The 8,858-nt window shown below is 46.5% G+C and carries 8 protein-coding genes and 1 tRNA gene; 3 read left to right on the forward strand and 6 right to left on the reverse strand.

Going from position 1 to position 8,858, the window contains the following annotated elements; all coding sequences use genetic code 11:
* The 5 genes from QUA99_RS12700 to QUA99_RS12720 all read right to left on the reverse strand — a co-directional run.
* Nucleotides 1–1,170: tetratricopeptide repeat-containing serine protease family protein (locus QUA99_RS12700; protein WP_333236991.1), on the reverse strand; the 1,170-nt coding region annotated here is incomplete at its 3' end.
* Nucleotides 1,137–1,967, reverse strand: a complete 831-nt coding sequence (locus tag QUA99_RS12705) for a serine protease (RefSeq protein ID WP_333236994.1) — start codon at nucleotides 1,965–1,967, stop codon at nucleotides 1,137–1,139. The genes QUA99_RS12705 and QUA99_RS12700, both read right to left, overlap by 34 nt.
* A gap of 41 nt (nucleotides 1,968–2,008) precedes the next feature.
* Nucleotides 2,009–2,572: a COP23 domain-containing protein gene (locus QUA99_RS12710; RefSeq protein ID WP_333236996.1), complete on the reverse strand. Its 564-nt coding sequence runs from the start codon at nucleotides 2,570–2,572 to the stop codon at nucleotides 2,009–2,011.
* A gap of 172 nt (nucleotides 2,573–2,744) precedes the next feature.
* Nucleotides 2,745–3,353, reverse strand: a complete 609-nt coding sequence (locus tag QUA99_RS12715) for a Uma2 family endonuclease (protein WP_333236999.1) — start codon at nucleotides 3,351–3,353, stop codon at nucleotides 2,745–2,747.
* 303 nt (nucleotides 3,354–3,656) lie between these two features.
* A tRNA-Cys gene (locus QUA99_RS12720) sits at nucleotides 3,657–3,727 on the reverse strand.
* Nucleotides 3,728–3,741: 14 nt separating this feature from the next.
* Between QUA99_RS12720 and cpdA the strand changes: the two genes are divergently transcribed.
* The 3 genes from cpdA to QUA99_RS12735 all read left to right on the forward strand — a co-directional run bounded on the left by cpdA (nucleotide 3,742) and on the right by QUA99_RS12735 (nucleotide 7,332).
* Nucleotides 3,742–4,683: a 3',5'-cyclic-AMP phosphodiesterase gene (gene cpdA / locus QUA99_RS12725; protein WP_333237001.1), complete on the forward strand. Its 942-nt coding sequence runs from the start codon at nucleotides 3,742–3,744 to the stop codon at nucleotides 4,681–4,683.
* A gap of 191 nt (nucleotides 4,684–4,874) precedes the next feature.
* Nucleotides 4,875–6,353 (forward strand): alpha-amylase, encoded by a 1,479-nt coding sequence (locus tag QUA99_RS12730; protein ID WP_333237003.1) that lies wholly within the window; start codon nucleotides 4,875–4,877, stop codon nucleotides 6,351–6,353.
* Between the two features lie 202 nt (nucleotides 6,354–6,555).
* The gene (locus QUA99_RS12735; protein ID WP_333237005.1) at nucleotides 6,556–7,332 is read left to right on the forward strand and encodes an SDR family NAD(P)-dependent oxidoreductase; all 777 of its coding nucleotides are present in this window, start codon (nucleotides 6,556–6,558) and stop codon (nucleotides 7,330–7,332) included.
* Nucleotides 7,333–7,469: 137 nt separating this feature from the next.
* Here the strand turns inward: QUA99_RS12735 and cofG are convergent, their stop codons facing one another.
* Nucleotides 7,470–8,423 (reverse strand): 7,8-didemethyl-8-hydroxy-5-deazariboflavin synthase subunit CofG, encoded by a 954-nt coding sequence (cofG, locus tag QUA99_RS12740; RefSeq protein ID WP_333237007.1) that lies wholly within the window; start codon nucleotides 8,421–8,423, stop codon nucleotides 7,470–7,472.
* Between the last annotated feature and the right edge of the window lie 435 nt (nucleotides 8,424–8,858).

Raw genomic sequence — 8,858 nt, forward strand, 5'->3', positions numbered from 1 at the left:
AATTGCCTGAGTATGATCTTCGATCGCTCCTTGGTTATCTCCCTGTAACCTGCGAGCAAGCCCTCTGTTATCGTAGGGATCAGCAGAGTTAGGATTGAGGCGAATAGCTTCGTTGTAATCGGCGATCGCACCTTGTTTATCTCCCTGGTTCGAGCGGACATTACCCCGATTGCTGTAGGCTAAAGCATAGTTAGGATTGAGGCGAATAGCTTCGTTGTAATCGGCGAGCGCACCTTGTTTATCTCCCTGTTCTGAGCGGACAACACCCCGAAAAACATAAGCATCGGCATTCCTAGGATTAATCCGAATCACCTGGTTAAAGTTCTCAATGGCTGCTTGCTTATTCCCCGCCCCGTATTGAGCCGCACCTATTTGGTAGTAAGCATCAGGACTATCAGGACAACTCTGTAAAGCTCTTTGATAATCCCTAATCGCACTTTGGTAATCTCCCTTCTCAGCTTTCGCCCCCCCCAAACTCAGGAAATCTTCAGGCCGCGTATTGTCCGCAGAACTATCCTGTAGCTGCCGCAAATTGCCCTTATTTGCCAAAAAACTATTAATCGGAATTCCCAACCTCAAACCGCTGCAAGACCGCCCGTTAATCCCTACTACTCGACCGACTCCATCCAGCACGGGGCCGCCGCTCATTCCGTGGACAACTTCGCTGTTGTAGACCATTGTATAGCCATTCTCTCCAGCAGGCTGGTAACGCTGAAACTGCCCCGCTGCAAACCGATAGGTGCGCTGTTCTATTCCAGGTTGAGGCATGGGAAAACCAGTGGCGTAAACATTCGCTCCTCCAGTTAATTGGTCGGAATTTCCCAACTCGGCAACGCGATATATTTTATTGCTCTGAAACTGCACAAATGCTAAATCGAACCCCGGCAATTCTTGCGCTTTGTAAATTGGATAGCGATTGCCGTCAGAGGTTTCTATTTCATAGCGGTCTGGATATCTGACTACATGATGATTGGTCAGTACAAAGTAAGTATTATCCTTGCGGTCAACAATCACTCCAGAACCCCCGGCGCCGCCGTCGATGCGGACGGTAATTTCTCTGCCAATTGCTTCTACTTGCTGCGGCGACAACTGCGCGACGGCAAATTGAGGCTGCGCGACGATAATTGTTGCCCCAATTAAGGCTGCTGGCAATCTGTAGGAAAAACGCATTGTTTAACCTCTAACCCCCTAGATTTAGTAGCTGTCAGTTTCGATCGCACTAACTGCACAAAAGTCTCGATCGGAATTCCCCAACTGTAGCGCCGCATCTGTTCCCGCAGGGAGGCGCTAGGCTGGGAACCGTCTTGAAAAACATAAGCAGTATCCAAAATCGGCTCGGCGTGGATGCCGTTAACTGCGACAACTTCGCCGCGACGATTCAGCAGCGGCCCTCCACTCATGCCTTTTTCTAAATCGTTTGTATATCCAATCCGATATCCCATCTGCAAAGGTTTGTCTAACACTAAGGAAACTTGACCTGTTTTAAACACAAATCCCTCCTTGCCAAAGGCAGAAATGGTAGGGTCAGATGTTGCCTCTGCAAAGGGAAATCCAGCAGCAAAAACTTGTTCTCCCGGTGCGGGCGCAGCGCCAAAAGATGCCACAGCATAAACAGTATTGTCGCTGCGAAACTGCAATAAACCCAGATCGTTTCCCTTGAGAGAATTAATCTGAATTTTAACTGCCGGATGTATCTTACCATCCGGTGTTTCGATGCGATAAGGCGGGTCGCCACCTATCAGTACGTGGTCGTTCGTCACTACTGTATAAACATTCCCTTGTTTGCGAATCAAAATTCCCGAACCCAAGACCTCTTTGGACGATCGTACTTTAACTGCGATCGACCTTGCCAATTGTTCGAGTTGTTTGACAGAAGGTTGAGCCGCCTGCTGTGCCACCAAAACACTGACATCCGGCGCAGATGCAGGTACGGGAATAATCAAACCGCCCAAACAAGCAACCAACATCAAAATAGACCTCCATCGGGTTTTGCTGCGGCACACGATTGCTATCTCAAGGTGCTTGGCGGTGCTTCATCTTCTTCGGGCAGCAATTTATTAATATCGAGGTAAGCTTCACCATTGATGTAAGTAATTGCATCATTGCCGCTGAGTTCGAGGGGCGAGCCGGCTCCTCCCGATAAATTGCTCGCCAGCCGTTGGAGAATCTGCTGCAAGTTTGTTCCCGGTTTAAGAGTCACTAATAATCCGTCTGGCCGGCACTGACCTCGATCGTCTGTAAGGCACAAAACGGGTTGACCGCGCCACATTTTAGCACCCATGTAAGACAGCACTTGGTTATCGTGAAACCGCTGCAATCTTTGAGAAATTTCTTCGCAGCGCCGCTGGGGATTCCAAGGCTCGGGAAAAGAGGCATCCGTCCACCGAATCAGCGGGACATTTCTTTTGCTACCGCGCATGAGGGTTGCGGGTTGACCATTGCTGGTGCCGCAAAAAAACCTATTTTTTGGTGTGAGTTGAGCGGAAGTTGATTTAGGGAGGGTTGCCGCCATCCCTAGCGAAACAGCGAACCCAGTCAGCAAGCAGACAAAGGATTGAGGTTTGAGGATCATGGCAAGTAGTCTGGGCGAAATAATTTAGATTGACGGAGGCTCCCGTACTTCCCTTGCGGGTGAGTCTGGGACTTGTGGGGAATAGCTGATTCTAAGTTAGAAAATTTTATTACATCAAATGATATGACAACGGCGTTAGAAATGCGGCACTGCGTTGCGACATTTGTCATCCTTACCCGCCATTAAAAATTTGCTCCGCCGTCAAACTCAACTCGGGAAATGCGATCGACTCAATTATTGCATTTCCCCGAAACAGCTTAATCTGATATTCACCATCCACTAACCGACAAACCGACAAAGTAGGCTGTTTGGGAGAACCAATATAACGGCTACCTCCCAAACCCAAATAATCGACAATCCAGTATTCAGGAATACCTAAAGCCTCATAGTCGCTCAACTTATGCGCGTAATCGTCGCGCCAATTTGTACTGACAACTTCAACAACTAACTTAACAGAATCTCCCCGAGTAATAACTGATTCTCGTTCCCATCGAGACTCATTGGCTGCTACAGCTTGTTTATCTAACACAATGACATCTGGATCGTAGCCCAACTTATCGCTAAATTTAATCGTACATTCCTTGGGAATAAAATAAGGAAGTTGCAATCGCCTAATTTCAAAACCCAATTCTAGCCCCTGAAAACCTGCGACGACAGAATGTTTACCAGTTGGATTGGGCATTTCGACAATAACTCCGTTACGTAGTTCGTAGCGTCCGTTTTCTGGCTTCCATTCCAGAAACTCATCAAAACTTACTAACTTTGATATCGCTTGAATCATGGGAAAACCTCCAATCTTCTAACATCACTTTAACATAAGAATAATTCTTCTTAAATTTTAGTGAGAGGTAGATGAATAATTTGGTTTTGATATTCATTAACAAAGGAACATTCAGCAATCAAAGTTAGATTGTATCACCAGACAAGCAAACACTACCGCTGTTGCCCTAAGTTTTGCACTGCATTAAAATTGCATTACTTTTTGATGTTGGTTATGTTCGCTCGCCCCCGATCCGCACTCTGCAATAATCCCTGCTACCACGCAAAAAGCCGGGTTTGAGAGATTTTATTTACATGAAAATAAAGGCGGCACCCAGATTTGAACTGGGGGTGGAGGTTTTGCAGACCTCTGCCTTACCACTTGGCTATGCCGCCGTCACGTCTGAAATTTGACGTTTTCTTATAGTACACCAAATCTCGAAATTTTTAACATACCTGTCAAAAATTTCGTGCAGCGAAGCTATCCCGCAGGGAATCGCCCTTTTTTCCCACACCCCCAAAACCCATCCGAGGCTATTCTAGAACTACATCGATCGCCCGCAACACCAGCCATGACACCAGTTTCTCCCTTACTCGTCGCCCAAATCACCGACACACACTTGTTTGCAGAGCTCGATCGCACTTGGAAAGGCCTCTCAACAGCCCGCACCCTCCAAGCAGTTCTCGATTGCCTGCAACAGATACAGCCGCCGCCCGACTTACTTCTACTCACAGGCGACTTGTCCCAAGACGAAACACCCGAATCCTACCAGCGCCTAGTCTCCCTCATCGCCCCCCTCGGAATTCCCGCCTACTGGATACCTGGGAACCACGACAACATCCCAGTCATGGCAGAAATCTTAAATCAGTCGCCTCTTTCCCCCGAAAAATCATGGAAGCTGGGAAACTGGCAATTTCTGTTGCTTTCGAGTGTGGAAGCCGGATGCGACGGCGGGCGGCTTTCCCCAGAAAGCTTGCAGTGGCTCGACTCTCAACTGCAACAAACCGGCGATCGACCTGTTATGATTGCCTTGCACCATCATCCGCTGGCGATCGACAGTGAAATCATGGACGGCATGATGCTGCAAAATGCCGGTGAATTTTTGGCAATTGTCGATCGATACCCTCAAATCAAAATCGTTCTTTGCGGCCACATTCACCAAGAATTTCAACAACAGCGGGGCTCAGTTACCTACTTGGGGACACCCAGCACCTGCATCCAACTTTTACCGAAAAGCCATCCGATTATCCTTGACGAAATCCCCCCGGGATTTAGATTGCTTGAATTGGCGATCGACGGTACTTGGAACACCAGAGTTGAGCGAGTTGCTGCAAAATCGCCACTAAATTAATATTTTTTAGTCTGGGTAAAATAAGTTAGCTCAAATTTAAATTCTGTTGTCAATACATCAACAGATAGATTTTTTTTACCAGCCCCATCTTTTATGATATTTATTAACCATAGATTGCAGACATACGTAAACTAGCGAGCTACGAACATAAATGTCGATCGCAATTTAACAAAACAGGAAAAACTAAATTTATGTCTGAACTAAATGGCGTGATGATGCAGTATTTTCACTGGTACACCCCCGCTGACGGCAGCCTGTGGAATCAGCTAGCGAAATCTGCAAAAGATTTAGCCAAAATAGGCGTTACATCCCTGTGGTTGCCGCCAGCCTATAAAGGAACGGGCGGCGGTATGGATGTGGGTTACGGCGTCTACGACTTATTCGATTTAGGCGAGTTCGACCAAAAAGGGTCGGTACGCACGAAATACGGCACAAAAGATGAGTATTTGCGTGCGATTAAAGCTGCACAAGATGCTGGAATTCGGATTTATGCCGATGTTGTCTTCAACCACAAATTAGGTGCCGATGCAGAAGAAGAAGCCGAAGCCACACCCTTCAATCCCGACAACCGGAATGACACCGTAGGCGAATATCAAAAAATCAAAGCTTGGACGCATTTTACCTTCCCCGGCCGCGACCAAAAATATTCCAGCATGGAGTGGCATTGGTGGCATTTTGACGCCATTGATTACAACGTTTACAACACAGAAACCCATGCCATTTACCTGCTCAAAGGTAAAGAATTCGATCGAGGAGTAGACTTAGAAAAAGGCAATTTTGACTACCTCATGGGTTGCGATTTAGATATGGACAACCCAGAAGTCACCGGCGAATTAAAATACTGGGGTGAGTGGTATGTCGATACAACAAACGTTGACGGCTTTCGCTTCGATGCCGTCAAACACGTTAAAGCAGAATTTTTCCTAGAATGGTTGGAACACGTTCGTAACTATGTCAAACGCGACTTATTTGCAGTCGGTGAATATTGGTCTTATGAAGTTGAAGCTTTGCACAGCTTCATTACAGCAACCGATGGTAAAGTCACCTTATTTGACGCACCTCTCCACTACAACTTCCACGCTGCTAGCAAGGCCGGCAATAACTACGACTTGCGAACAATTTTTGATAACACCCTCGTTCAACAGCAACCAACCCTCGCCGTTACCTTGGTTGACAACCATGATTCCCAGCCCTTACAATCCCTAGAATCAGTTGTCGAGGCTTGGTTTAAACCCCTTGCCTACGCTTTAATCCTGCTGCGAAGCGAAGGATATCCGTGCATTTTCTACCCGGATTATTACGGCGAGCACTATAAGGATACAGGAAACGATGGCAACGAATACGAGATTTGGTTAGACAAACATCAATTTATTCTCGATAAATTCTTGTTCGCGCGCCAAACCTATTCTTACGGCAATCAGTACGATTACTTCGACCACGCCAACACTATTGGCTGGACGCGACTCGGAAATGAAGAAAATCCGGGCGGCATGGCTGTGGTACTGAGTAACGGAGACGATGGCACCAAGTTTATGGAAGTCGGACAACCGAATCGAACTTATATTGACATCACCGAACACATCAAAGAACCAATCACAACTAATGACGATGGTTGGGGTGATTTTCGGTGTAATGCTGGTTCTGTTTCGGTCTGGGTTCCGCAGCCGTAAGGACTGCGTTAAAATTGACGTACTCCTCTGCCTAAAGTAGGGTGCGCACTGCGCACCTTACCGCTATAGTTATTATCTTCAACCACTTTTTACTTTCATGATTTTGATGACGGAAACTTGTTTGTAGTGAGGACTAAAGTCCTCTCAGTCTAGTCCTATTTTTATGCTATGCGATCGCGCAAAAATTTATTTATATAAAAATATGAAACTTTCAGCAAAAGTTGCCGTTATTACCGGCGGTGGGTCGGGGATTGGTCGTGCCGCAGCAATTTTAATGGCCAAGGAAGGCGCAAAAGTTGCTATTATCAATCGCACTTTAGAAACTGGGCAAGAAACCGTCCGCCAGTTGGTCGATGAAGGAGGCTGCGGGCTGGCTATTGCAGCAGATGTGGCCGATTCTCGGCAAATGCAAGAGGCATTTCAAAAAATTATTGACGAATATCAAAGGATTGATATTGTGTTGGCAAATGCGGGTATTAACGGTGTATGGTCGCCGATAGAAGAGATAGAACCCGAAGAGTGGGACAGGACAATTAATACCAACCTCAGAGGAACATTTTTGACTGTTAAGTATGCTGTTCCTCATCTGAAAAAACAAGGAGGTTCGATTGTCATTACATCGTCGATTAATGGCACCAGAAGTTTCAAGAAAGTTGGTGCCACAGCTTACGCTTCCAGCAAAGCGGCCCAAGTAGCTTTAGCGAAAATGCTGGCGTTAGAACTTGCTCCCAGCCAAATCAGAGTCAATGTTATCTGTCCGGGCGCGGTGGTGACTGCCATTGGGGAAAGCACGGTTAAGCGCCATCTTGATGACATTCCACTCCCGCCTGATGCCATTCAAGACCTGATTCCTTTGAGGGATAATACCGCCGGTTCTAGTGAAGAAGTCGCCCAGTTAGTTTTATTTCTGGTATCAGATGCGTCCAGCTTTATCACAGGTACTGAAGTGTGGATTGATGGTGGCGGTTCTTTGATTTAAAATCTCTATAGCAGCAATTTAAAACATCTTGTTACCAATTACCCATTACCAATAATTAATGACTGAAAATTAAGCAATTTGGTCACAAGCCCCCGGATTTATCAGTAGGCTGAATTCTTGAATCTAAAATCTAAAATCTAAAATCGATTGACTCTCCAATGTTTTACAGCACTTTGCAATGTCTGCGGCAGCCACTTATCGTACTGAGGATAAACAGGCAAACGCTGCACGAGCTGCCATCCCGATGCTGCTAAAATTTCTGTTAAAGTTTGATGTTGCAGGTGAGGATAATCGGGATTAACTTCATCCCGCGGCCCAATTCCTCCTAAATCTCTAGCACCTGCTTCTAAACAAGCCAGCAATATGTCTGGCTGTGCCACTAAATTGGGGGGAATTTGCAGCCTGATTTCAGATGGTAAAATGCTGCGGGCGATCGCAATTACTTCCGGCATTTTTGTAGCATCAAAAACTTCACCGTCCCAACTTTGTTGATTTCCCGGACTGTGTGGCTGGAGGATAACTTCTTGAATGTGATGGTAACGCGAATGAATGCGGGCGATCGCCTCTAATGTCTCAATCCAATCGGCCTCACTTTCCCCAATTCCCAGCAGCAACCCAGTTGTGAACGGAATCTTCAATTCCCCAGCCCATTCTAACTGTTGCAGCCGCAGCGCCGGCACTTTACTCGGTGCGTGTCGGTGAACCGTTTGTAACAAATCTGGGGCAAGCTGTTCTAGCATCAGCCCCATTGATACATTCACCTCTTTTAACTGTGCCATCTCCTCAAAGCTGAGCGGCCCCACATTAGTATGCGGCAAAAATCCCAAAGCAAGTGCCAGTTCGCACAAATCGTAAATCCGCTGCAACCAAGCTTTTCGCCGTTTACTTTGAGGATGTACCTCGCCGCTGAGGATGAGAATTTCAATTACACCTTGAGTTTGCAGGAAGTTGAGCTGTTTTTCGGCTTCTGGTAGCGTCAGCCAAGGACTTTGCAGGGGTTCGGCCCGAAAATTGCAATAGGTGCAGCGGTTAAAACACTCGTAAGTGGGAACCAGAGTATAAGCAGGGCTGTAGGTGACGGTGCGGGACATTCCTTGGGATTTTTATCGATCGGACTTGTGCAACAACATATATCTGTCAATGGGAGTTTTGCGGTTTACTATCCTAACCCTTCATCTATCTTAACACTGACGCAAGTCCATAATCTCGTTGCCCAGCTAAATTATGAGCATTCAGTTTCTCGTGCGACCGTCCAAAAATTCCGCGCTCTGCTTTTTTAAAACCCCATACAGCAAGCCTTCTGGTATTATATAAGCGCAGATTATGATATTCATAACAAAAACTGTGCTTAAAACCCCTTTACAAACAGAAATAAAAGCTTTATGTTTATTTACATGGCGGAACACAAAGCCGTCACGAACATTGAAAACCAAATAAAGCAATCATAAGACCATGACCACAACCTTACAGCAGCGCTCTAGCGCCAACGTCTGGGAACGCTTCTGCGAGTGGGTAACATCCACCGA

The sequence above is a fragment of the Microcoleus sp. F10-B2 genome, from assembly GCF_036704965.1.
Classification (GTDB): domain Bacteria; phylum Cyanobacteriota; class Cyanobacteriia; order Cyanobacteriales; family Microcoleaceae; genus Microcoleus.

Bases quoted from the DNA above. Each gene is read 5' to 3' on its own strand.
- QUA99_RS12705 (WP_333236994.1), bottom strand. From the start codon at position 1,967: ATGTTGGTTGCTTGTTTGGGCGGTTTGATTATTCCCGTACCTGCATCT.
- QUA99_RS12710 (WP_333236996.1), bottom strand. From the start codon at position 2,572: ATGATCCTCAAACCTCAATCCTTTGTCTGCTTGCTGACTGGGTTCGCT.
- QUA99_RS12715 (WP_333236999.1), bottom strand. From the start codon at position 3,353: ATGATTCAAGCGATATCAAAGTTAGTAAGTTTTGATGAGTTTCTGGAA.
- QUA99_RS12730 (WP_333237003.1), top strand. From the start codon at position 4,875: ATGTCTGAACTAAATGGCGTGATGATGCAGTATTTTCACTGGTACACC.
- QUA99_RS12735 (WP_333237005.1), top strand. From the start codon at position 6,556: ATGAAACTTTCAGCAAAAGTTGCCGTTATTACCGGCGGTGGGTCGGGG.
- cofG (WP_333237007.1), bottom strand. From the start codon at position 8,423: ATGTCCCGCACCGTCACCTACAGCCCTGCTTATACTCTGGTTCCCACT.